Genomic DNA, 25,442 nt, shown 5'->3' with positions numbered 1-25,442 from the left:
CTTATAATTATTAAATGAGAAAGTGCAATAAAGCACTTTCCCTGTGGTTAACGCTGTTTATTTTGGGTAGCGCGCTTTGCGCATAGCGCGTTCAACTAAACGCTGTGAGCTTTGCAGTGCTTGGTCTACCGTCATTCGGCCGGTTAACGCGGCGCTAAACTGCTGACCTACTGCGGTACCAATACCTTGGAACTCAGGAATTGCCACAAACTGAATACCTACGTAGGGCACAGGCTCTACTGTTGGTTTTTTCGGGTCTGCAGAATTAATCGAATCTAGGGTAATTTGTGCAAACGGCGCGGCTTCTAAATAAGCGTCGTTCTCATACAATGAGGTACGTGTGCCCGGAGGGACATTCGCCCAACCTTTTTTATCTGCAACTAAGTTTGAATAGCCCTTTGATGTTGCCCAGCTGATGAACTTCATCGCCGCATCGGTTTTCTTACTGCTTGATGGAATAGCTAAAGTCCAAGCCCATAGCCAATTACCACGTTTACCTAGGCCGTTATCAGGAGCAAGCGCGAAACCTACTTTGTCGGCAACTTCAGAGTCTTTTTCATTAGTAACAAAGCCACCCGCTACGGTAGCGTCAATCCACATGCCGCATTTACCGGTTTGGAACAGTGCTAAGTTTTCGTTAAAACCATTGGCTGAAGAACCTGGAGGACCGTATTTCTCCATCACATCTACGTAGTATTCCAGCGTATCTTTCCACGCTTTAGAGTCGAACTGCGGCTTCCAATTTTCGTCGAACCAGCGAGCACCAAAAGAGTTAGACATTGACGTTAATAGCGCAATGTTTTCGCCCCATCCAGCTTTACCGCGAAGACAAATGCCGTATACCCCGGCGTCTTTATCAGTCATTGCTGCAGCAGCTTCTTTGATAAATCTCCACGTAGGCGCTTTTGGCATTTCTAAGCCAGCCTTTTCCATGAGGTCAGTGCGGTACATCACCATAGAACTTTCACCGTAAAACGGCGCAGCATAAAGCTTGTCGTTTACGGAAAGGCCGCTGCGAATAGCAGGTAATAAATCGTCAATATCGTAATCGTCACCTAGTCCGTTAAGTTCGGTTAGCCAACCTTGCTTGCCCCAAATCGGTACTTCATAGGTACCAATTGTCATTACATCGTACTGCCCACCGCTAGTAGCAACGTCGGTAGTAACGCGCTGACGAAGAATGTTCTCTTCTAGCGTAACCCATTTAAGATCTATATCAGGATGCTGCTTTTCAAACTCGCTGCTAAGCGACTTCATGGTGATCATGTCGCCATTATTTACGGTAGCAATAGTGATAGTTTCTGCTTGCGCCGCCGAATTAATGGTTAGTGCGCTGGCTACAATTAAAGATAGTTTTTTTAACATCGGGTCTCTCCCCTTTGTACTCTTATCAGATATGACTTTCCCCTCCCCGCCCAAATTTGGTTAACGCGGGGATGAAAAAATCAGAGGTATTAAAGTAAGTTAGGTGGTTAGGCAGCGAAGCAACTCAGTGCCTAACCTTTTGTGTTAAAACGTGGTTAGCGATTAAAACTTAACTGAAATTTCAGACGTTAGACCGTCGAAACCTGCGCCAATCTGGCCACCAGAGTTAACGCCTTCGTCTTGGTCTACATATTCCACTTTCCAAAGAGTACGGTCGTTGATCCAATATCCCGCTGATACCTGTAGACGCGTTACGTCGTTGTCTGTTTGTTCAATAAGGTCTGACGTATTTTCAGATTCTGCATAACGTGCAGCAACATAGAGCTTCTCTGGAATAATGTACTGCTGCGCTTCTACTACCCAGTATTCAACTGACGAATCAGCCTCAATTACTTGGTTAGAATCGAACGTAGTACCTGTTGGGTCTAACACGCCTTCATTACCGAAGTAAGTGATACCTGCAACAGCATTACCTTCTACGTCTGCAAAGGTATAATCATCAGTTGCTTTACCTAACATTAAAATAACACTGGTTTGGTCACTTGGCTGATACGCCAAGTTAAGCTGCATAATTGATTGATTAAGCCCTGGTAGTGCACCTACGTGAGTATCACGTTCACTAGAAGCAGACGCAGAAAAGTTATAGTTTTCACCGTCACCAAAACGATAGTTGGTAGTGGTAACGCCATCTAAGCTGGCAAGACCGTTTTCGAATACAAGTTGCTCGCCTTGATTAGCATTGAAGAAGTTAAGACCGGCTTTAAAGCCACCTTCAAATTCCAAGGTACCTTGCAAACGATAGTTGTAGCCGCGATCTTCTTGGAAAGCTTCACCAAAGCTTGACGTAGTCATGTGACCCGCCACATTGTATGAGCGAAGAATGCCGCTATCGAAGGTTTCGGTGTAGCTTAGCTGAATACCGTTTTCGGCAGTGGCGTAGTCGTTAATGCCGTTACCGATAAGTGCGTTACCTTGGTTGTCCGCACCGTCTTGGAAACCTTTAAACTGGAAAGGAGAGGCACCTATGTTGCCCACACGCAGAATAAGGCTAGCGTTCTCTTTTTCATAGCCAGTCAGTCCAAACATATCAAACTCAACGCCGGCAAAATCTTGGTGGAATGAGAAGTCTCTGTCGCCATTATTACCAAAGTCATTAGGCTCTTCAGCGATATCAATATCGGCAGTTATGTTTTCGGTAATTTTGAACTTAAACATTAAGTTCACGCGAAGACGACCAAAGCCGTCTGACTGAGTTTCATCTTCTGGACGAAACGCACCATCTTTGGCTTGGATAGCTTGATAATTCTGCATAGCTAAGAAGTTAACTTGCACTCGACCATCAAGAAATTCATTGGGTTCACTGGGTGGTACGTACATCGGCTTTTCTTGGCTTAGCTCTTGCGCCATACCTAACGTTGGCACGGTGGCCGCCAATACAGCGGCAGCGATCAGACTTAAAGATGCGCGTTTAGCGAACTTAGTTGATTGCGTCACGTGTTTCGTTGTATCTAGTCCCATTGTGAACCCTCTATTATTCTTTCGTAATTGTGTGGAGTGTAATTTTTAAAGAGTCTTCGTACCTTGGAGAAATCGGGAAAAACATCACTAAAACCCAAATGCTCACACAAAGATCAAATGCTCAACTCGTGAGAATATGACCACTATTTGTTATTTACGTCAACCAAAAATTAACAAGTTTTTATCAAAGCATAGAACAAAGAACCATAAACACCTGACATAAAAGCATTTTTAGTTGTTAATTTAAACTGTAAATTTTCTGAATTTAATAAAAAGTAAAATTACTTTTTACATAAAATTATCTTTAAAGGTAATCAAAATGATTATTTTTGATTACAAATAATGAACAAACAAAAGAAAGAAAACCAAAAGATCAAATCAAGAGCATTTGCGCAAGACTAAGATTATCGGGAAGCATCGTTAAATTTTGTACTGTTGTCGTATCTAGGCGAGGATGAGTGGGTAGATAAAAGCGGGTATGCCATACTGGGCTCGTTCCGCTTTTGATCCGGCCAGATGGTGATTTATGCTCAAAAATGTAAAGGTATTGCTAATTCATGGCATGCTGACATTGTTATTCGTTTCACACGTCTCTTTTGCACAGGGAACCGACGCCAATTCGCTAACTCGCCTCGAATTTGATAAGCGCTTGAGCACGGTGGAGTATCCGTTCGAAGTAAAAATGTTTAGTTTCTCATCGCAGGGAAACGACCTAGAAATGGCCTATATGTTTTTGCCACCTGAAAAAGACAAGCCGGTTGTAACACTTTTTCACGGCAAAAATTTCAACGGCTCTTATTGGGAAAGTACAGCTCGCCTTCTGCAAAGTCAGGGCTATGGTGTGCTTATACCCGACCAAATAGGCTTTGGAAAATCGTCTAAACCTACGCAATATCAATACAGTTTTGCCACGCTTGCGAACAATACGCGACAACTAATGCAGTCTTTAAATATCGAAAAAAGTATTATCGTTGGGCACTCCATGGGCGGTATGTTGGCTACGCGATTTGCATTGCTTTCCCCCGACAAAAGCGAAAGCCTTATTTTGATAAACCCCATAGGTTTGGAAAACTACTTGCTGTATGAAAGTTACACCGACATTGAAACGGTATACCAAAGTGAGCTTAAGAAAACGCCAGAGATGATCGTTAATTATCAAACAAAAAACTATTATGATGGGGCGTGGAACAACACATATGCCGAGCATGCCGAGTTTTTACAAGGGTGGATAAACGGCCCAGACTGGCAAACGCTAGCGCGCGTTAATGCGCTAACCTACGATATGATATTCACGCAACCAGTTATTGAAGAGTTTGATAGTTTAACCCTGCCAACCACACTATTATTAGGTACCCGCGATCGCACAGCGCCTGGTCATGCTAATAAACATGACGACGTAAGTAGAGAGTTAGGTCGCTACGACAGGTTAGGCAATGAAGTAAAAGCACGCAATTCAAACATCCATGTTGTTGAATTAGAAGGGTTAGGGCACCTGCCCCACATTGAAGCTTTTGAGCGATTTAAGGTGCCATTTTTAGACGCATTACATAACTAATCTCTGCGTAGTTATTACTTTCTAAAAAACCGATAATAAATTTCTGGGGCGCGTTTAGGTATTTTTTCTTTGCCTTTGCGCCCAAATCCGAAAACGGTTCATTACTGTTATAAAAGGGCGTTATTTAACGCCCTGAAATACCAGCTTTTGAACTCGTCTACCCGTATTAACTTCGGTGGTGTACAAGTTTCCTTCGCTGTCGGTATCAATACTGTGTAGCCATATAAATTGGCCTGGATAGCGGCCGTTTTTACCTATCGAACCTAGCTTTTCATGAGATTTTCTATCGTAAATCCAAATACGCCCGTTCATCATGTCGGCAACGTACAAGTATTTTCCGTCGGGTGAAAATGCCACATCAGTCGTTGTACCTAACCCTCCGGTTTCTGGCCGTACGGCAAAGTTTTTTACAAAGCGGATATCTCCGTTTTTCTCCCGTTTAAATATTTGAAGGCGGTTGTTTCGACGATCGCAAACATAAATAAATCCGTCACTGTCTTGATTTATACAGTGCACGATATTCCCAAACAATGGATTTTCCGGGTCTATCCCCTGCTTTTGCGGCTGGGTGGCTTGGGACTGGTCAAAGTCTCCTTCACGAGTGGGCCCTAATGGCCTTTCTCCATAAGCACCAAGCACGTGAGTGGCCTTCTCTTTCTCAACATCAAAACTTGCAATGCGCGCATTAATATAACCATCTGCAATCACTAACTCGTTGTGTGTACTGTCCATGAACATATCTGCGGGATTGCCCAATGTGACAAGGTCCATGTTGCCGTTAGTCTGCCCTCGCCTACCTATGCCTTTCACAAACTCGCCATCAAAAGTAAAACCTACAGACACATGGTCGTCTTTGCCATTCCCAGCTAACCAAACCGTGTCATTTTCATCAACAAATAGACCGTGTACGTTTACCGGCCATTGGTTTACACCGTCTATCGTAGGTGCATTGTTTTCTCCGCCCCATGCTGTAGCTACCTCGCCATCGGGCGTAAAACGAATAACATGGGGGGCTGGTTCACAACACACCGCAGTAGGAGGTGTTGCCACAAGCCCTGTATCGGTTTTACCCAGAGAGTTGGGACGCTGCAATATCCACACGTGATCATATTTATCGATAGAAAGACCCGACACCTGCCCTAACATCCAGGTTTCTGGCAACGATGGCCAACTTGCATCAACGCTAAATCGAGGCAGAGGCTTGTTATCTATAGGATAGGTGGCCATAAGGATAAGCGGCGCTTTATTTTCTAATAACGAAGCGCTTTTTACTGTTTCGATCCCATCTGATGGAGACGCGACTTGTGTCGCTTTGGCATAGGACGAACTCCACAACATAGGAGAAGTGATTAACGTGATGACACAAAAAGAGCGAGCAATTGACGTGGTCATTAGGTTTCCAATTGAAGAGAGCATTTTAAACGGTAAACACAAACACCATGCTGCTAAGTTACCGACACTATTGCAATAGAAACAGCCAAGTTGTACAAAAATCACGCTAAAACGAAAAGCGCCGGGCAACTCGACGTTAACCCGGCGAAAAAGGTGTAGCAGTCACCTTAATCTGCTTCTATCTCACCCTCTTCAATAGCGACAACGCGACGTGCTTCAACGTAGGTTTTAATAGCCCAAAGTGTCTCTTGGTCTAAGATAGGATCGGTTTGACCTTCAGGAATACCGCCAAGTGCGGGCATGCCTTTAGCCGAGCCAAAACGCAAGCGCTCAACGAACCATTCGTCGTCTTCAAAGCTTTCTGGGTCGAGTTCACGAAGGTCTGGGTTTATTCCGCCAGACTGCGCGTGCAGGCCGTGACAACCCGCACAGTTATTTGCATAAGCTGACTCACCAAACTTGATGACCTTCGTTTTGGTTTCTTCATCAAGGCTTCGATATGGGTTTTCAAACACCCAGCCATTTTCAGACTCATCGCCATCAGTGATTGGCGGCATAGCTGAGCTATCTGCTCCTTGAGGGATAACATTTCCATGTGCAAGCACGTGGCCAGACAAGCCAGTTACCACGAGTGCCGCAAACAACATCGATATTTTTGTTTTCATAATTCATACATCCTCAAAAGACTATGAATCAAGTATACGTACGAGGAAATAAGGGGTAACTCTACTTTGGTTTTGAAAGGCTCCTCCTTTGGTAGGAGTCCACAATGATAGCCTCTGAAAGCGCAAGCTTTACCGTAGCTGCTTCAACGTCAGAGCTAAAGTCAGAGTCGAAATAACGTCCATAAGAATGATAAAGACTTACCTTGCAACAGGTTAATGAATAGGTGATGAAAAAAGGCCAGCGCACGTAGGCGCTGGCCATGTATTAATCACTATTTACTGCTCAGCTAAGATTAGTTTTTTGCCACCTGCTGATAGCGCTTGGGCAATTTAAACGTCCACACTGTGCCGCCTTGGTTGAAGTGCTTCACGCGTTTTGCAACTTCACCGCCCCATAATGGCACTGCGCCGCCCCATCCTGATAGTACAGAGATGTACTGCTCACCATCCATTTCCCATGTCACTGGAGAGCCAACAATACCTGAGCCAGTTTGAAACTTGTAAACCATTTCGCCGGTTTTGTCGTCAAAGGCCATAAGATAACCTTCAGGGTTACCGGTCCAAACCAAACCACCACCTGTGGTTAACACGCCGCCCCAAAGTGGAGAGAAGTTGTTATAGCGCCAAACGGTTTTACCTGTTTTAGGGTCAATCGCTTTAAGTACGCCGATAAAGTCCTCATTCACTGATTTGATGGTGAAGCCCGCACCAAGGTACGCTGCACCTTTCTTGTAAGAGGTTGGCTCGTTCCAGATATCCATTTCCCATTCGTTTGAAGGCACATAAAAGAGTTCAGTATCCTTTGAATAGGCCATTGGCATCCAGTTTTTACCGCCTAAGAACGCAGGGCGAGCGACAACCTGTGCGCCTTGTTTACCATCAGCTGATTGCGCTGGGCTTCCTGGGCGATTTTCTTCAATGTAGATAGGTCGACCTTTTTCATCTAGCCCCTTTGCCCAGTTCAATTTATCAACGAACGGGAAGCCGCGAATGAAGTCACCGTTTTCGCGGTTAAGGACGTAGAAAAAGCCATTTCTGTCGGCGGTTGCCGCCGCTTTCACTGTCTTGCCATTTTCCTGGTAGTCAAACGAGATAAGCTCGTTTACGCCATCGAAGTCCCAGCCATCGTGTGGTGTGGTTTGGAAGTGCCAAACAATTTTTCCTGTATTAGGGTCGATAGCTAAGCGCGACGACGAGAAGTAGTTATCGCCCGGACGTAGGTGAGAGTTCCACGGTGCAGGGTTACCCGTACCGAAGAATAGCAAACCTGTATCTGAGTCGTAAGTGCCGCCTAGCCAGGTTGCTGCACCACCGGTTTTCCATAAATCAGCAGGCCATGTTTTGCCTGGCGCGCCGCCTGAAATTCCATTTTCGGTTTTCTTACCGTCTTTCCATAAGTACCCCATGTGCCCTTCAACGGTAGGTCTAACCCATAGCTGTTTGCCAGACTTCGCGTCGTAAGCATACACTTTACCGACGATACCGAATTCACCACCGGAAATCCCTGTAATGACTTTTCCGTCAACAACAATAGGCGCTGCAGTAATGGCGTAGCCCGCTCGGTAGTCTTCAACTTTTTTCTTCCAAACGGTTTTGCCCGTGTCTTTATCCAGTGCTACTAGCTTGGCGTCCAAGGTGCCAAATATGACCAGGTTATCGTAAAGCGCAACGCCACGGTTTATAACGTCACAGCAAGGCATAATGCCGTCGGGCAAACGCGCCTCATATTGCCATAATTCTTCACCAGTTCTCGCATCGATGGCCCACACACGAGAGTAAGATCCGGTTACATACATCACACCATCTTTTACCAGAGGCTGCGATTCTTGACCCCGCTGCTTTTCACCACCTAATGAGAACGCCCACACAGGACGTACTTCTTCTACTGTATCGCGGTTAATGGCGGTTAGCGGGCTATAGCGCTGAGCTTTCAAGCCCATTCCATACGTCACTACGTCGTCAGTGGTAACGTGGTCATTTTGAATATCTTTGTCGGTGACAACAGCATGGACAGGAGTTAACGCACTTGCACAAACCAGCATAGATAGGGCAAGTTTTTTAATTGGCATATTATTATTCATAACGGTTCCTAGTTGCATGTAGGCCATAAATGGTCTGTTTCAGACTATTCGTTAGGATTAGCATAGCTAGGGGGGATGTCGATGCCTATGCAACAGCGGAGTGATTTGACTCCTCCTTTAGGAGGAGGAATGAAGGGCTATTTTCCCTTTTGATTAACGCCTTTACGCTTTCACGTCTTTTTAAAGTAATGCGTGACTGATGACGGCGCTAGAGGTAAGAAGGCGGTTGGTCATAGAGTTATTGCCTAAAGTACTATCGCGCTGAATGCTATTGGTCAGATGCTTTTATACTGAATTATCTTATTCTGAACGCTCTTGCCCCGTAAAATAGGGCGGCACCTCATAAATGGTTTTGTATTTCTCAAATAACCGTTGCATATCGCCCTCGACCACCATTCGCGTAATTACATCACCAATTTCATAGCCTAGCGCGCGATAATTAGTATGAACAGCAAGTCCTATATCCCACTTTTGCTTTCCAATAAGCGGAAACGCGTTGCTTGCAAGGCGATATTGCTCATTATCAACAAACTGACTGAGGTAGGATATTTGCGAGCGCAATCCCATTATCGCTTCGACGGTTCCCGCTTTCATCGCGTCAAACGCTTCTGCGTTTGAGCCATAGTGCGATGTTTTTTCTCGCAATCGGCCGCCAAACGCTGACGTTAAGTAAAAGTGGGGAATGCTGTCTATTTCCGCACCAATCGTGTGATACTGAAACATGCCCATGGTTTCCACTTCGGGCAAGGTTTGCGTGTTGTGAATGATTTGCCAGCTTTCACGCTGATAGGGGGCAAACATATGAACAAGCTCATTAACCAACAAGCCCACGTCGTCACGTTTTTGAGAAAAGCTTGGGTCGTAAGGCGCGCGCATCATCACATCAGCCTTAATGCGATGAATTATATGGCCCTTCCATAGGTAATTTCTGAAATCGTCCTCTGTCGTTTCACCTGGTGTCATCCATATCAGTTCTAGCTCAACATCAAGGGCGCTCGCGATTTCACAGGCGATATCAATATCAATTCCTGTGGGTCTGTCGTTTTCAATAAATGAAAATGGAGGATAGTCGGTGTACACCGCAATTCTAATTAAACCGCTGTCTTTAATATCGTCTAACGATCTCGCTTCCCCGAACGCAGAAAGCGCAGAACCCGTTATCAGGCAGAGTAAAATGAAAATAACTCGAAAAGGTTTAACTAACTGCACAGCTTACCCACTTATTCAATCGAACTTCTTAAGCATACTAAGGGGTTAGCGTGATTTTACTAATGCTACTTTAGCGCCATAGCATTCCTCCTTTAGGAGGATGTTCTTCGGGAAAATTGCCATATACCCTTATGTCAGACAAACAGATATCAGCAAAAGCATGCAGCTGAGCTCGGGGTGATATATGGCAAAGGGTGTAAAAAGCACGGTTAAAAGACGATTAACCGGTAGGCGCTATCAAAAATGTATAGCGTCACTTTTTTGCTGCGTTCTGTTGCCGTTTTTAAACAGCGCGCTCGCGTTTAATGAAGCGCATCCTTCACGTACTCAACAAGCTGCACCACAGGCCTCTTTTGCCACTATTGTGGTCATTTACATAAAAGTTGCGGGCACATCTCCACCAGGCACACCAGACTATTTAAAGTCCCCCAGCAATGAGGGGACAGCTGGCGCAAGTGTGGCGATAAAGGATGCCAATATCACGGGAAAATTTCTTGGTTATCAGTTTGAGTTAACTGAAATCATTGTGCCTTCTATCGGCGAACTGCAAGCTTCTTTAGCTAAAACACGCCAGCAATCAGCTTCAAGTGCTAACACAAATTACATAGAAATAAGCAGCAATCAGCAAGGCAACATCGCACCTGTTGTACTACTGGATATGCGAAGCAGTGATAAGGTAAAGGCTGCCTCAATTGAGCAGTTGATTGCCACTATTCAAAGCACGTTTCCTAATGCCGTATTTTTTAACGTAGCGAATAGCGATGATCTGCTGAGACAAAATTCATGTCGCTTGCCCTTGTTCCATACAATCCCCAGCTATCAGATGAAAGCCGACGCGCTAGCCCAGTGGTTTCGCACTAAGCGTATTGACGAGATATTTGCAGTTTACGGAAAAACCGCTGACGATGCTGCATACCTAGCCGCGTTTAAACGCAGCGCTAAAAAATTTAAGCTTTCACTTGTTGAAACTAAACAGTGGCAGGACAGTTTTGATTTACGCAGGGCTGCCTTTGCTGAAATTCCTCAATTTACGCGAACGACAGAAACCTATCAGGCTGTTTTTAGCGCCGATAGCGCGGCGCAATTCGCGTATAGCCTACCCTTTAACACCTATTATCCCGTACCTGTGGTAGGCGCTGCCGGCCTAAAAGCAATAGGTTGGCATTTTACCCACGAACAATGGGGCGCCCGTCAGCTTCAAAGCCGCTTTAACGATGGGTTTAACAGACACATGAATGAAGTCGACTTCGCCGCGTATCTTGCGGTAATGGCAGTGGCAAATGCGGCGCAGCAAGGAAGCGATTTAACGCAGAAAGGAATACTTAAAACCTTGCTTAGCGAGCTCTACACGCTGGGTGCCTATAAAGGCCGCCCTCTTTCTATTCGCCCCTACACCCACCAATTTCGTCAGCCTATTGCGCTGGCCCACGAAGACGCATTGGTGACTCATGCGCCCCTTGAAGGCTTTTTGCACCAAACCAACGAACTGGACACATTAGGCGCAACACACACTACCTGTAAGGACAAGTTATGAGCTATCGCTTTGCACTCTTGCTTGGCAGTTTAATGGCTGCCTTTGCACTTCCTCGAGCCTTTGCACTTCCTCAGGCGTATGTCACTAACGAAAAAGACAACACGCTATCTGTCATTGATATGACGACATTTAATGTGATTGAAACTATCGAGGTTGGAGAGCGCCCCCGAGGGTTTATTTTAAGTGCAGACCAGTCCCACGCGTATATATGTGCCTCTGATGCTGATCGCATTCAAATTATGGATTTGTCTACCCATTCGATCGTAGGCGATCTTCCCTCAGGTGCAGATCCTGAAACCATAGCATTACATCCTAACGGCACCACTATTTACACAGCTAATGAAGACGATGCCCTTCTTACTGTTATCGACATTCCAACGGCTCAGGTCATTTCTCAGATAGATGTAGGCGTAGAGCCTGAGGGGCTGGCTGTGAGTCACGACGGCAGCATGATGGTCGTCACATCAGAAACCACTAACATGGTGCACTGGATAGATACCAAAACTCACGAAAATATTGCGAATAGCTTGGTTGATGCAAGACCCAGAGATGCTCACTTTACCAGAGATGATAAGTACCTTTGGGTAAGCTCGGAAATAGGTGGCACCGTTAGTATTTTCGATACTGCTACTAAGCAAAAAGTGAAGACCCTTTCCTTTGCCATTAAAGGCGTTTATCGCGACAAGGTTCAGCCAGTGGGTATTGTGCTTATGAAAGATAAGCCCTACGCCTTCGTGGCGCTTGGCCCAGCGAATCGCATAGCGGTCATCAATACCGATACCTTCGAAGTGGAAGACTACATTTTGGTTGGGCGACGAGTGTGGCAGTTAGCGTTTAACCAAGATCAATCTTTATTACTTACAACTAACGGTGTGAGCGGTGATGTTTCTGTCATCAATACCCACACGTTAAACGTAGAGCATACCGTAAAAGTGGGGCGATACCCTTGGGGCGTGGCGGTTAAATGGAAATAGCGGTTCAAGCGGTTTCACATCAGTACGGCGGCCACAACGCGCTGGACAATATAAGCCTTTGCCTAAAACCAGGCTTAACCATGCTACTTGGACCAAATGGCGCAGGCAAAAGTACCTTATTTGCGCTTATTACGGGCCTTCAAAAACTCACGCAAGGCAGCATCACCTTTGATGGTGCTACCCTGTCTCAATCTCGCACAAGTATTATGGCGAAAATGGGCGTGGTATTTCAACAAAGTACTTTAGATATCGACTTATCGGTAAAACAAAATTTGTCCTATTTTGCTTCGCTCCACGGCATAAGTACCACTAGCGCGCTATCTCATATTCAAGGCCTGCTCGACGAGCTCGACCTTACGACCAAGCTCAACACAAAAATTCGCAACTTAAACGGCGGGCACAGACGTCGGGTCGAGTTAGCTCGCTGCCTTATTCACAAGCCATCCTTGCTGCTACTAGACGAGCCTACCGTTGGCTTAGATATAGAATCCCGTCATCTTATTTTGCGGGTAGTACAAGCACTCGCTCATTCCCAAAACGTAAGTGTACTGTGGGCCACGCATTTATTTGAAGAAGTGAAGCACAACAACAACTTGATAGTCCTATCAAAAGGACGAGTGTTAGCCCACGATAAATGTGAAGCCTTGTTAGCCAAGTATCATCAACAAGATATTGAGCACCTTTGGCAGCATTTGATGCAGGAAGGCTCCTGATGTATTGGCGCTGTTTTGTTGGCGTACTTACCCGAGAGATGCTGAAGTTCTGGCAGCAACGTACACGCCTGTTAAGTGCATTGGTGCGCCCGCTGCTTTGGCTATTTGTTTTTGCCGCAGGGTTTCGTTCAGCCCTGGGTCTTTCAATGACCGAGCCTTACGAGAGTTATATTTTGTACGAAGAGTATATTGTACCTGGGCTTGCCGCCATGATTGTGCTTTTTAATAGTATGCAAAGTTCATTGTCCATGGTGTACGACAGAGAAATGGGCAGCATGAAAGTACTGCTGTTAAGCCCAGTTCCCCGCCCTTTTCTGCTAGGCAGCAAGCTTATAGCCAACACCTTGGTAAGCGCTATTCAGGTGTACATCTTCTTTGCCTTTGCGCTTTTACTGGATGTACGTCTATCTGCGTTGGGATACGTTTATGCGTTGCCTGTTATTGCGCTACTGTCATTGTTTTTAGGTTCGTTAGGATTATTACTGGCAAACTATATTAAGCAGCTAGAGAACTTTGCCGGGGTCATGAACTTTGTCATTTTCCCATTGTTCTTTCTATCAAGCGCCCTATACCCGCTTTGGAAAATGCGTGAGGCCAGCGAATGGCTGTATCAGATTTGTGCCTTTAACCCCTTTAGTAGCGGCGTAGAATTACTGCGATTTGCGCTCTACGAAAAACTAGAACACAACGCGCTTGCCGTTGTACTTTGCCTTACGGCTATCACTTTTATTTTCGCTGTGAGAAGCTTTCGCCCCAAAGCCTCAAAAGGGCGCTTCTCGTGATAAAAGCAAACCTAATCTGGGCTAATGAAAGCAATAAAGTTGAAATGTTAGACGATAGTGACTGCTTACTTATTTTAACTACGCCCGAGTTATTAGCGAGCCAACTATTTCACTTTTCAACGCCCGCTAAGACATACATTGAGCAGGTTTTTGACGATGAAGGTTTTGCAGGAAATAAAGGCCAATGTGTATTAGTACAAGGCCTTAAGGCGTTTAAAACAAGTTACATCTCAGACACTGAAAACAGCGGAAAAAACATAATTAGCCAACAATTAGCTGAAGTAAAACGGGTGCTGTTTTATGGTGTCGATTTTGCGTTTTTTGAAGCGTCAGATGCACCCAACGTCTCTAGCCGTGCCCAGATTTTATCTAATGCCAAGACTTTATCTAGAATTAAGAGCCCTTCCAATGTTAACCGCTCAAGCTTCGCTAGCGATTCAAATTCTGCGTTTAATTCAAAAAGCAGCAGTGACTTGAGCCAAACTAACGCACCAGCGTTTCGCTACCTAGAACAGCAGTTCGATGCATTGGTTAAAAAGCTTAAAAGCGTGTCGGTAACCTTGGAAAAACTGTCGTTAATGGCACTTTCTAGCGCTGAAACAGCAAGCAGCGACCCTGTTAACGTCGTTGCGAGCCACTCACAGTTTCTGAGTGCGCTACTTAGAAGCTATTTCAAGCACGGTTATCACTTTAAGGGCTATAAGACGAATAACCGTTCGGTTTCTAGCAGTCGAGCCCGCGATGGCAACAACAACGCAACTAGTGTTGAAAAAAACGCCGCAACTAATGAAGCAATTAACCAAGCAACTGATATTAGGGGCACGCTGTCTCTTACATTAGATGCCAAGCATTTTAATAACGCGCAAAAGCGTCTCGTTTCACACACTATGCGCTATGAATCAGCCCTTAATGACGCGATGACCTGGGCTAAAGATATCGCCCACATGCCAGCCAACTTATGTACGCCAGATTATCTGGCCGTACAAGCTCAGCATCTGGCGCAAACCTTTAATACGGTGTCTTGCGATATCCTCAATGAAAGTACGCTAAAGCAGTTAGGCATGAACGGGTATTTAGCGGTAAACGCAGGTTCACAGTTCGCTGCCACCATGCCTTTTCTTCGCTACACAGCCAAAGGTTTAGAGAATTCACCGCCAGTAGTGTTAATTGGCAAAGGCGTAACGTTTGACAGCGGCGGCATAACGTTAAAACGCAGCCCTGATATGCGCCATATGATTTACGACATGGCAGGCGCCGGCTGTGTATTGGGCGTCATTCAGGCGGTTGCCACACTGGGGTTAAATATAAATATTATTGGTATTGTGGCGAGCGCCGATAATGCGATTGATGGCAAAGCCTATCGCCCGGGTGACATCATTACTATGCACTCAGGAAAAACCGTGGAAGTCATGAGCACCGATGCAGAAGGGCGTATGCTTATGGCCGATGCAATCAGCTACGCGAAACAGTTCTCCCCCTCGGTTATTATTGATATTGCAACCCTAACCGGCGCGGCCATTAGCGCACTGGGGCACAAAGCCACTGCGCTTTTTAGCAACGCTCCAGCGCTTGAAAGTGTGTTAGTTGAAGCGGGTGAACTGGCTAACGATAGGTGCTGGCCTTTCCCACTGTGGCCAGAATATCAAGACGCCATTACCTCTCAGCACGCGGATATGATGAATACTAGCATAAACTCTCCCGGTGCTATTTCGGCAGGCTGCTTTCTCTCTCGCTTTGCTGACGGCACGCCGTGGGCTCACCTCGATGTGGCAGGAACCGCTTTTACCTACACCAAATCGTTATCGGCAACCGGCCGCCCTATTCCTCTGCTGTTATCTTACTTAAGCAGCTGCGCTATCAAAAATCATCAATAAATCATCAAAATTCATGACAGTTCTCCTCCCTTAGGAGGATTTCTGTTAACACATATCCAACATATACTCAGTCATGCGTTTAATCATAAAGAAGAGGAACAATTATGTGGACTAAACCCCAATACACAGAAATGCGCCTTGGTTTTGAAGTAACTCTTTACATCAATAACCGCTAGGCAATGCCCTCTGGGATGATGAACAAAAAGGCTGCCGATGCAGCCTTTTTTTACTTGTAGTATGGAGTTGTTATGCACGTATTGATTCTTGGTGCTGCCGCCGGGGGTGGATTTCCGCAATGGAACTGTCACTGCCCAAATTGTAAGGGTTTACGCGAAGGTAAAATAAAGGCGAAAGGCAGAACACAGTCGAGCATTGCTGTCAGTAGCGATGGTAAAAATTGGGTTCTCATTAATGCCTCCCCCGATTTAAGGGAGCAGATAAATAGCCATCCGCAGCTGTGGCCCGACGCCCATGTGTCTCGCGGCACACGCATAAGCGCAATTGTGCTTACCGACAGTCAAATTGACCATACTACAGGCCTGCTAACATTGCGCGAAGGCTTACCCCTTCCCGTTTATTGTACCGATGTAGTGGCCGAAGACCTAACCACCAGCTTCCCGCTTTTTACCGTATTAAAACACTGGCACGGCGGACTACAGCAGCATTCAATTAATACCGATTATCATCAACGCTTTGTACCAAAAGGGGCAGAAGGCCTGACTTTCCAACCCGTGGTATTAGAGTCTAATGCGCCCCCTTATTCGACATATCGCGACAACATTGTGCCGGGCAACAATATCGGCCTGAAGATAACTGACGACACCACGGGCAACGTGCTTTTTTACGCGCCGGGATGTATGCAGGCAAACGACACGGTAAAACAGGTGATGCGCGAATCTCACTGCGTGCTATTTGACGGTACGCTGTGGGCCAATGAAGAAATGATAGATCACGGCTTTAGCAATAAGCTGGGCACTGATATGGGACACATGCCGGTTAATGGAAAGGGCGGAGCCATTGCGCTGCTAAATGAATTTAACGTTGAGCGTAAAGTACTTATTCATATCAACAACACAAATCGCGTGCTTGACGAAGACTCCAGTGCCTATCACAGCCTGTGTGAGCAAGGTATTGAATTGGCTTACGACGGTATGGAAATTGAGGTGTAGTAATGACAGAACACGCATGGTCTAGACAAGAATTCGAACAAAAGCTGAGAGAAAAAGGCGCTTACTACCATATTCATCACCCCTTTCATAAACGCATGAATGAAGGACACTGCAGCGTTGATGAAATTCAGGGCTGGGTGGCCAACCGACTGTATTATCAAATGGCGATACCGGTTAAAGACGCGGCAATTTTAGCAAATTGCGAAGATCAATCGGTACGCAGAACTTGGATCCAACGAATAATCGATCACGATGGACGGGAATGTGAAGACGGACTGGGCGGCATAGAAGCCTGGTTGCGGTTGGGCGAAGCGGTAGGCTTGAACCGCAGTGAATTACTTGATGAAACCCACCTGTTGCCAGCGGTTAAGTTTGCAGTAAATGCCTATGTGAATTTTGCCCGCCGTGCGTCGTGGGAAGAGGCTGCCTGCTCATCGTTAACTGAAATGTTTGCCCCTGAAATACATCAAAGCCGATTAGATACCTGGCCTAGGCACTATACATGGATTGATAGTGAAGGCTTTACCTACTTTCAAATGCGGTTAAGTCAGGCGCGCCGTGATGTAGAGCATGGCCTGCAGATTACCCTTGACCACTTTATTACCCGACAACAGCAAGAACATGCGCTCAATATACTGCAGTTCAAAATTGATATTTTGTGGAGCATTGCTGATGCCATTTGCTTTGCCTATGAATATAAGAGAAAGCCGTTTGATGGTATTGCCGATCAGCAAGTGTGCCATAAAGGGAGGTTTTAACGATGTCGAATTTACAATCGCAAACCGAACACCACTTAGATGCTGATAGCGTCGGTGCTGATAACGTGGAAAATAACATTGAAAATAGCAGCAGTCACAACAACGAGGGCTGCGGCACAAGAGACAAAACCGCTTCTTTAAATCCGCTTTTTCGCATGCAGTACGAGAAAGCTCAGGGTTGTTATGTTTTGTTATTCCCCGAAGGAATGATCAAACTTAATCCTTCTGCGGCAGAAATTCTTAAGCGTGTGGATGGCAGCAATACGGAAAATGCCATTTGTGCTGAGCTTCGCCAAGCGTTCCCTGATGCACCTGAAGATTTAGAAGAAGATGTTCATGCATTTCTGGTCCATGCCGAGCAAAAGAAGTGGATCCGCTATGACGAATAATACAGACGTTGATTTACAAACCGACGTACCAAATAGCATAACACCTCCGCTATGGCTCCTAGCCGAAATTACCTATCAGTGCCCATTGCATTGCCCCTATTGCTCAAACCCAGTAAATATGGAAGAAACATTTAATGAGCTCTCTACTGAGCATTGGGAGCGTGTACTGCGTGAAGCGCGGGAAATGGGCGCCGTGCAGTTGGGCTTTTCTGGCGGAGAGCCATTGCTTCGAAAAGACTTAGAGCATTTAGTCGCTTATGCGCGGGCTTTGGGTTTTTACACCAACTTGATCACCTCTGGCATTGGCATGACAGAAAAACGTATTGCCAAACTCAAAGAAGCCGGCCTTGACCACATTCAGCTGAGCTTTCAGGCAGCCAATGCTGAAGTAAACGACTTAATAGGCAACAAGCGTCACTCATTTGAACAAAAACTTAAAATTGCGAAGCTGGTAAAACAATACAACTACCCTATGGTGCTTAACTTCTGTATTACCGCGCAGAACATTCACGAAATAGAAGACGTGATGGCGCTCAGCGAGCAGCTAAACGCTGATTTTGTCGAGCTGGCTACCGTACAGTATTACGGCTGGGCCTATGAAAATAGAGACCATCTGTTACCTACCTCACAGCAGCTACAGGAAGCTGAGGCCGCAGTGAACCGCTACCGCGCGCAGCAAAACGGTAAAGGGCCAACCTTCATATTTGTGTCGCCCGACTACTACGAATCTCGCCCTAAGGCGTGCATGAATGGCTGGGGCACAACGTTTTTAACCGTAACGCCAGATGGCAGTGCCCTTCCGTGTCACAGTGCAAAGATATTGCCCCTTCGTTTTCCTAATGTGAAAGAACGCTCGTTGCACGATATTTGGCACCAAGACTTTAGCTTTAATCATTTTCGTGGCGATAGTTGGATGCCTTCGCCCTGTAGGGACTGCGATGAAAAAGATAAAGACTTTGGCGGCTGCCGATGTCAGGCCTACCTGCTAACAGGTGATATGTATAAGACGGATCCGGTTTGCAGCAAGTCGCCCGATCACCATTTGATGAAAGGCATTACCGATAAAGCAGGTACTGCACCGTCGAAGGCACTACAGTATCGGAAGGTGGAAAAGCCGATTCCCATTCTAGAAGTAAGTGCTACGAGGTAAGTACTAGGAAATAAATGGGCTGCGATAAGTACGAAACAAAAAGAGATACCGTTAAACCGCAATGATAAAAGTGTATGTCTGAATTTCATTTCATTGATGCCGGCTCTGGGTCAAAAGTGCATAGCGTTGTTTTTGCGCTAAAAACCCCTGCAGCAGGCCACACAGGGTTGTCTCATTTAGCTGAGCACATGAGCTTTCGACGCTCTCACCCATACCCTGCTGCCCACGAGCTTTTTATGGCCAATACACTTTTGCCTGTTACTATTAACGCTACCACACTCGCCGAGTACACCTTCTTTTTCGCTTCGTCTGAAAAAGCGAACGTGCTGCTTGATGCTGTAAATTACCTGTACTGTGGCCTGCTTAACCGGGATTACGGTACCGATGAGGTTATCTTAGAGCGTGACGGGGTTATCTTTAACGAGCTCGCCATGCTAGAGGCAAACAGCGACTATGCATTAAACGCCGCTATTCGATTAACCGATACCAATAAAAATGCCTATCAACACGCGGGTGGTTTTACACAAACCATAGGCAGCAACAGCATTCAAGCGCTTCAAGACTACAAACGCCAGTGGTATCAGCCCAGCAATATCACCACGCTGGTTTACAGTGATTCAGCCCACTTTTTTGAGCAGTGCAAGGAGGTTGTTACAGCCCTGAGCGCGGAAACAGCCCTGAGCACAATGAAAGCGCAGAGCGCGGAAACAGCCTTGAGCGAAAAAACAGCCTTGAGCGCTGAAAAAAACTTGAGCGAGAAAGCAGCCCTGAGCGCGGAAACAGCTTTGAGCGAAGAATCTACACTGAACAGAAACGCTGCACTGAGTCAGCACGCATCTCAACGCGAACACTCACATTTAGACAAAGAAGCCTCTCTTGATGCGCAAACGAAAAAAAGCGAAAACGAATCAATAAGGCATGTATTAACCTGGTGGTTTCCTCAGTGCTTTTTAAATGGTTTACTACAGCAAGAAGCAACACTTAGCACCGTAGTAGGCCTTGAAAACACTTTATTTATCGACCCCGAAATCAATCAACAAGGCAATTTTGCAATTCGCCTCGTCACAAACGAAGCGATGAAGGAAGTAGCAAGCGAGCTTTCGATAGAAGCACTTCCAAAGCTTTCACAAAATCTGACACACAAGCTCGTGAGCGATGATTATGATAAAAGGCTGCGACAACTAAAACATGTGGTATCCGCGTGTCTTGCCTCATTTGATATTAGACCTTCAAAGCCAATGCCAGACACTGATAAACATGCAGAGGGTGTGGGGGCGGCTATTCGCTATTTTGCGCAACTAACAGATGCGTTGGGTTCTAACAAGTGTGCCGCCAAAGATTGTGCCACCAAAAGCACTTATTTAGCGAGTGCTAATAAGGTATCGCACTCCTACCTGAGGGCTCTATCTTCACCAGAAAAGTCAGTCGCTCTCGAGCGGATTAGAAAAGCACGCAAAGACTTTTCCGCGCAAGCCAGCGCTTCCAATAGCGAGCAGTCACTTTTAATACCGCGTCTTACCTCTAAATACCGACATTTTATTGCGTTAGAGCACTTGCCTGCACTTCCACGTTTATTGCGGCCACTCGCCAACAAGACCACCAATTTGAAACGCTTTAACGCTGAACACTTTGCTTCGCACTTCACGCCGTTTTCCATCCAATCACCCTCAACAACTCTTGAGTCGGCTTATCTAAATTCTGATTCTGGTTATTTGGCCTCGCACTGGGTGTATCGCATCGCGTTCTATCAACAGTCAAGACTACAAGCGGTGCTGGCACACCACCTTTTCTGGCAACCAAGAACTTCGGGGGAATGCTACGCACTGGGCGCTGCAACCTATGAAAATAACCTTTTTCTATTTGGTGCCAGCGATACAAATATCACAGAGCGTGAAAACTGGTGTCATAAGGTTTTATCGATTCTCTCGTAGGGAATTCGGGAAAAAACACTGCTACCAATTTATGATACTTCCTCCCCCTTAAGGAGGATATTTTTAGGGAATGGTTAAGGCAATACTGAAAGTATAAATAATAACGAAGCAGTCAAGACCATGCCTACGCGAATTTCTACTAAAAGCTCTAGCCAAAACGTTGCACAATTCCCAACACATCAACTTGCCCGTTCACCATTTGCTCTTGCGATTATTGCAAGCGCTGTAACCTATGCGTTTAGCTCTGCTGCAGAAGCTAACGATGCAATGGACCACTACGAGGTTATAGAGGTACAGGGAGCGACACCGCTTAGCGCCAACAGCAATAACTCTGCCGTATTTGGTAACGTTCAGACACTCACTCAAGACGATATTGAAGGGAGCGTCAACCGTTCACTACCTGAGCTACTCAAAACTCAGCTGGCAAGCGTGAACCTAAACGATGTTCAAAACAATCCGTTCCAACCCGATCTGCAATACCGCGGGTTTACTGCCTCTCCGCTGCTTGGTCTACCTCAGGGCATTTCGGTGTACTTGAACGGCGGTCGGGTTAATGAAGCGTTTGGCGATACTGTGCATTGGGACCTAATGCCTCTAGATGCTATAGATACCGTTTCTTTGTACTCTGGTTCAAACCCTCTGTTTGGCCAAAACACGCTAGGCGGCGCCCTTGCGCTAAGAACGAAAACAGGGTTTAGCTTCAACGCCAACGAAATAGATTTACAGGCTGGACAATTCGGCCAGAAAGCCGCGTCTGTGGAATCGGGTGGTCATAACGATCATTGGGCGTATTATGTAAACCTGAATCACTATGAGGAAGATGGCTGGCGCGACTATTCGCCATCTGAAGTGCAGCAAGTATTTACATCGCTTGCCTATAAAAGTGACAAAATGCATCTCGACATGAACCTGTTTATGGCCGATAACGAGTTACTCGGCAATGGTGCGTCACCTATTGAACTGCTTGATATTGAAGGCAGAGAAGCGGTCTACACACATCCCGATCAGACCAACAACGAACTTACGCACGTTAATATAACCGGTGATTTCGTTTTAACTGACACCTTATCTTTAACCGCCAATATGTTTTATCGCGACACACAAACTCAATCAATCAACGGCGATGACAGTGATTTTGGTGCCTGCCAGTTCGCTGATGGACGCGTAACACTGTGTGAATTTGAAGATGATGACGACGATGATGATGATGCTCCGCTTGATAGTGATGATGATGGCGACGACGATGATGACGATGATTCGCCTGTTGTAGGAGAAGGCGACGATATAGAAGCGGTTGAATTTATTGGCTTTGATGACGACACCGCGCTTGCCGAAATATCAGATGTGGACGCAGATGAACTTGATGGTACATACAATACGGGCCGCACAGACGCCAAAGCTACTGGGTTATCTTTTCAGCTAGCGAAACAATATGCCTTAAGCGGCTTCAGTTCAGAGTTAATTGTTGGTGCCAGCTACACAAAGGGAGATGTTAACTACGCCGCTGATACTACATTTGGTATTTTGGAAAACGATTCTGCACAAGACTCACGCACCGTTTTACCCATAGACGGGCTCATGGCACAAGAAGCCAGGGTTAGATTAGATGTAGACACCACCGCATGGTCGCTATTTTTCATGAATAGTACACAGCTCTCTTCAGCCGTATCACTCAATCTTGGTGGACGTTTTAACCGAGACCATATTGTTATGGAAGACCTGATTGATGACGGTGAAGGTTCATTGGACGGCAATCACCGTTTTACCCAATTTAACCCAGCGGTAGGGGTAGACATTACTATTGATGAGCAAAGCCAGTTGAATCTTGCAATCAGCCAGTCTTCAAGAACGCCAAGCCCAGCAGAGTTAAGCTGTGCAGATGAAGACGACCCGTGCCGCTTACCGAATGGATTTGTGGCCGATCCTCCTCTTGATCAGGTGGTCACCCAAACTATTGAAGCAAACTACACCACACGCATTGATAACATCGACCTGATGCTAAATGTTTTTCATAGTAGGAGTAAGGACGACATTATCTTCCAACAAGCTGGCTCTGTTGCCTCTCGCGGATACTTTATTAACGTTGATGAAACCCAGCGTCAGGGCGTTGAATTCAGCGTAGGCTCAACGTGGGAAAAACTAACTTACCGGTTAAACTACAACTATCTTAACGCAACCTACGAATCGACATTCACGTCGTTTAGCCCCTTTAACCCTCAGGGCCCGGATCGGGTCGTAACGCCAGGTGACAAAATTCCAGGCCAGCCAGAGCATCTAGTCAAGCTCTATGCAGATTACGCCTTAACGGATAAAGCGCGTTTGGGGGCAGAAGTTATTTCAGCATCTAGTCAGTACTTTAGGGGCGATGAGGCTAACGAAAATGAAAAGATTGACGGATACGTTATTGCAAACATTTATGCATCGTACCGTTTCAACGACACATTTACCGCATCGCTACGTGTGAACAATGTGTTCGACAAAGACTATGAAACCTTTGGTACTTATGGCGAGGCTGATGAGGTGTTAGAAGACATTTATCCCGACGTAGAAGGTGCAGAGTTCGTGGGCCCCGCACAACCGCCAATGGTCAGTGTAAATCTAAAAGCGAGATTCTAATCAGATAGCAGTTCTTAACAAACGCGCTTTTGTCCACACAAAAGCTGCAAAAAAAATCAAAAAAACGCGACTTACTTTTTCACAGTAGTCGCGTTTTTTATGATTTTTACATTTAATTTTCCCGCTACTAAAGAAGGAGATTAACACGCCTTACGGCCAATGGTTCAAAATTCAATAGAACCTATTATCAATTTACTGGACACCGAAAGTATTAAAACCAGTCAAAAATAAAAACAAAAAGCCACTGTAATTAATCAACACTACCAATATTGGGACAGTAAAATGAAAAAGAATACATTTACAAAAACCTGTTTATCTATTGCCATTTTAAGCACAGTCAGTAGCCATAGTTTTGCCCAAGACGAGCCCTATTCATGGAATATCTCTGGGTGGATAAACGAAGGCTTAACCTATTACGACGACGGTGTGGGTAGTGATGTGGCACAACTTTCAGACAACGGTACAACGCTAGGCAGCCGTATTACGCTTTCAGGGAATTATAAACTGGAAGAACAAGGCATTGACGTGGGCTTTGAGGTCATTATTGAACCTCTTTCAGGCGCACCGAACTACGCCGGTGGTGGCCATCAAACCCCGCTTTTGTTTGCCAATCAGGATAACTTAGACACCTTCAATGGCGGCGACATAGGCCTGTTGGGCAGTAGCCTCTACTTTGGTGGCGACTGGGGTAAAATCACCATTGGTTTACAAAGCCTTCCCACCGATAACATTGCCGTTCTAGCCGACCCCTCTGGCACAATCTGGTCGGGAATTTCTCCATTATTTAGAGCAAATGGCTTCTTTATTCGAGGCGTGGAAGAAGGTTCAACCAATGTCGCGTGGGGTCAATTTGCTCAGTGCTTGGCTACGCCTGGGTTGGGTATAGGACTAGATTGTAACGGGATTTACCGTAATGGCGTACGCTACGATCTTCCTCAAATGGGCAATGTGAGTATTGCAGTTGGTTATGCAAACGACGAAATCTACGATATTGCGGTTAAATATGCTGCTGAACACGAAGGCTTCAAAACTAACCTTCACGCAGGTTACTCAGTGAATAAAGATGGCGGTAGCAATGTTGGGGGCAACAGTTCAACTACGCTACAACTGCAAGCAGGGCTCATGCATATTGAGTCAGGTGTATTTGGGGTAGCCACTTATCAGATGGAAGAAGCTGACGACGCGATTGTTGGGTCGGGTGACGATACGGATGCCTATTACTTTAAAGCGGGTATTAGAAAACAGTTTAATCGCTTTGGAGATTCTGCTTTCTATGCTGAATATGCCAGTTATAACGACCAATACGGCATGGCTCATTTAGATGGCGTTACCGGCTCAGAGCTTAGTCAGTGGGGTGTTGCAGCAGAACAATATTTTGGCTCGCGCTTCTTGGTGTACGCGAAATACGAAAACCTAAGTTTAGATATTGATGGTTCAGAATCTGCGCAAGGAATTTATAACAGCGCAGAAGACTTAACCCTAATTCAACTAGGTGGCACTGTGTTCTTTTAATTGAGAATTAAAAGTCAGTCATATTTTAACATTGAACTTATATCTAATTACTCTGAATTTTAAAAATCACTCTATTCATTTAATTAATGATAAAAACTGATCAATTTTAAACTTAAGTCAGAAATTAAAATTAAGCTAAAAGATATGACATAAAAAAGCGAGATTCACTCTCGCTTTTCCTATTTAAAAAGGAAA

Annotated in this window: 20 protein-coding genes; 14 read left to right on the top strand and 6 right to left on the bottom strand. The window is 45.6% G+C overall.

Translation table 11 applies throughout. From position 1 onward, the window contains the following. Positions 1 to 57 precede the first annotated feature (57 nt). Positions 58 to 1,365, bottom strand: a complete 1,308-nt coding sequence (locus ACYX4N_RS05390) for an ABC transporter substrate-binding protein (protein ID WP_476055849.1) — start codon at positions 1,363 to 1,365, stop codon at positions 58 to 60. Positions 1,366 to 1,527: 162 nt separating this feature from the next. Beyond that, positions 1,528 to 2,802, bottom strand: coding sequence for a hypothetical protein (locus ACYX4N_RS05385; RefSeq protein ID WP_476056419.1), 1,275 nt, complete (start codon positions 2,800 to 2,802; stop codon positions 1,528 to 1,530). A gap of 667 nt (positions 2,803 to 3,469) precedes the next feature. On the opposite strand from ACYX4N_RS05385, the gene ACYX4N_RS05380 reads away from it, so the two are divergent. Further along, on the top strand, positions 3,470 to 4,498 hold the full coding sequence (locus ACYX4N_RS05380) for an alpha/beta fold hydrolase (RefSeq protein ID WP_476055848.1): 1,029 nt from the start codon (positions 3,470 to 3,472) through the stop codon (positions 4,496 to 4,498). Between the two features lie 120 nt (positions 4,499 to 4,618). On the opposite strand, the gene ACYX4N_RS05375 is transcribed toward ACYX4N_RS05380, so the two are convergent. From ACYX4N_RS05375 to ACYX4N_RS05360, 4 genes are all read right to left on the bottom strand, one after another. Next, the gene (locus ACYX4N_RS05375; RefSeq protein ID WP_476055847.1) at positions 4,619 to 5,890 is read right to left on the bottom strand and encodes a beta-propeller fold lactonase family protein; all 1,272 of its coding nucleotides are present in this window, start codon (positions 5,888 to 5,890) and stop codon (positions 4,619 to 4,621) included. Positions 5,891 to 6,057: 167 nt separating this feature from the next. Continuing rightward, on the bottom strand, positions 6,058 to 6,555 hold the full coding sequence (gene pedF, locus ACYX4N_RS05370) for a cytochrome c-550 PedF (RefSeq protein ID WP_014950662.1): 498 nt from the start codon (positions 6,553 to 6,555) through the stop codon (positions 6,058 to 6,060). Between the two features lie 293 nt (positions 6,556 to 6,848). Continuing rightward, the gene (locus ACYX4N_RS05365; RefSeq protein WP_014977357.1) at positions 6,849 to 8,636 is read right to left on the bottom strand and encodes a PQQ-dependent methanol/ethanol family dehydrogenase; all 1,788 of its coding nucleotides are present in this window, start codon (positions 8,634 to 8,636) and stop codon (positions 6,849 to 6,851) included. Positions 8,637 to 8,936: 300 nt separating this feature from the next. After that, the gene (locus ACYX4N_RS05360) at positions 8,937 to 9,845 is read right to left on the bottom strand and encodes a substrate-binding periplasmic protein (protein WP_476055846.1); all 909 of its coding nucleotides are present in this window, start codon (positions 9,843 to 9,845) and stop codon (positions 8,937 to 8,939) included. A 184-nt stretch (positions 9,846 to 10,029) separates the two neighbouring features. Between ACYX4N_RS05360 and ACYX4N_RS05355 the strand changes: the two genes are divergently transcribed. The 13 genes from ACYX4N_RS05355 to ACYX4N_RS05295 all read left to right on the top strand — a co-directional run bounded on the left by ACYX4N_RS05355 (position 10,030) and on the right by ACYX4N_RS05295 (position 25,247). Continuing rightward, a complete protein-coding gene (locus ACYX4N_RS05355) occupies positions 10,030 to 11,379 on the top strand; it encodes a type 1 periplasmic-binding domain-containing protein (RefSeq protein WP_476055845.1) in 1,350 nt (449 codons plus the stop codon). Next, positions 11,376 to 12,353, top strand: a complete 978-nt coding sequence (locus ACYX4N_RS05350) for a PQQ-dependent catabolism-associated beta-propeller protein (protein WP_476055844.1) — start codon at positions 11,376 to 11,378, stop codon at positions 12,351 to 12,353. Before ACYX4N_RS05355 ends, ACYX4N_RS05350 begins: the two co-directional genes overlap by 4 nt. Further along, positions 12,344 to 13,066 carry an ATP-binding cassette domain-containing protein gene (locus ACYX4N_RS05345; protein ID WP_476055843.1) on the top strand — a complete coding sequence of 241 codons (723 nt, stop codon included), beginning with the start codon at positions 12,344 to 12,346 and terminating at the stop codon, positions 13,064 to 13,066. Before ACYX4N_RS05350 ends, ACYX4N_RS05345 begins: the two co-directional genes overlap by 10 nt. After that, positions 13,066 to 13,848: an ABC transporter permease gene (locus ACYX4N_RS05340; RefSeq protein WP_015068005.1), complete on the top strand. Its 783-nt coding sequence runs from the start codon at positions 13,066 to 13,068 to the stop codon at positions 13,846 to 13,848. Before ACYX4N_RS05345 ends, ACYX4N_RS05340 begins: the two co-directional genes overlap by 1 nt. Continuing rightward, positions 13,845 to 15,722, top strand: coding sequence for a leucyl aminopeptidase (locus ACYX4N_RS05335; RefSeq protein ID WP_476055842.1), 1,878 nt, complete (start codon positions 13,845 to 13,847; stop codon positions 15,720 to 15,722). Before ACYX4N_RS05340 ends, ACYX4N_RS05335 begins: the two co-directional genes overlap by 4 nt. Before the next feature lie 104 nt (positions 15,723 to 15,826). After that, on the top strand, positions 15,827 to 15,898 hold the full coding sequence (pqqA, locus tag ACYX4N_RS05330; protein ID WP_071953288.1) for a pyrroloquinoline quinone precursor peptide PqqA: 72 nt from the start codon (positions 15,827 to 15,829) through the stop codon (positions 15,896 to 15,898). A gap of 72 nt (positions 15,899 to 15,970) precedes the next feature. Then, positions 15,971 to 16,891: a pyrroloquinoline quinone biosynthesis protein PqqB gene (gene pqqB, locus ACYX4N_RS05325; RefSeq protein ID WP_014950672.1), complete on the top strand. Its 921-nt coding sequence runs from the start codon at positions 15,971 to 15,973 to the stop codon at positions 16,889 to 16,891. 2 nt (positions 16,892 to 16,893) lie between these two features. Then, positions 16,894 to 17,649: a pyrroloquinoline-quinone synthase PqqC gene (gene pqqC, locus ACYX4N_RS05320; protein WP_476055841.1), complete on the top strand. Its 756-nt coding sequence runs from the start codon at positions 16,894 to 16,896 to the stop codon at positions 17,647 to 17,649. Positions 17,650 to 17,651: 2 nt separating this feature from the next. Beyond that, positions 17,652 to 18,038 carry a pyrroloquinoline quinone biosynthesis peptide chaperone PqqD gene (gene pqqD / locus ACYX4N_RS05315; RefSeq protein WP_476055840.1) on the top strand — a complete coding sequence of 129 codons (387 nt, stop codon included), beginning with the start codon at positions 17,652 to 17,654 and terminating at the stop codon, positions 18,036 to 18,038. Then, positions 18,028 to 19,188, top strand: a complete 1,161-nt coding sequence (gene pqqE, locus ACYX4N_RS05310) for a pyrroloquinoline quinone biosynthesis protein PqqE (RefSeq protein ID WP_474871797.1) — start codon at positions 18,028 to 18,030, stop codon at positions 19,186 to 19,188. The genes pqqD and pqqE overlap by 11 nt, the downstream gene beginning before the upstream one ends. A 74-nt stretch (positions 19,189 to 19,262) precedes the next feature. After that, complete coding sequence (locus ACYX4N_RS05305; RefSeq protein ID WP_476055839.1) at positions 19,263 to 21,119, top strand: insulinase family protein; 1,857 nt, start codon at positions 19,263 to 19,265, stop codon at positions 21,117 to 21,119. Between the two features lie 120 nt (positions 21,120 to 21,239). Beyond that, the gene (locus ACYX4N_RS05300; protein ID WP_476055838.1) at positions 21,240 to 23,735 is read left to right on the top strand and encodes a TonB-dependent receptor; all 2,496 of its coding nucleotides are present in this window, start codon (positions 21,240 to 21,242) and stop codon (positions 23,733 to 23,735) included. 282 nt (positions 23,736 to 24,017) lie between these two features. Next, on the top strand, positions 24,018 to 25,247 hold the full coding sequence (locus ACYX4N_RS05295; protein ID WP_476055837.1) for a porin family protein: 1,230 nt from the start codon (positions 24,018 to 24,020) through the stop codon (positions 25,245 to 25,247). Positions 25,248 to 25,442: the final 195 nt, after the last annotated feature.

The sequence above is a fragment of the Alteromonas sp. ABH4_452 genome (assembly GCF_056311825.1).
This window is presented reverse-complemented; position numbering and strand designations above follow the sequence as displayed.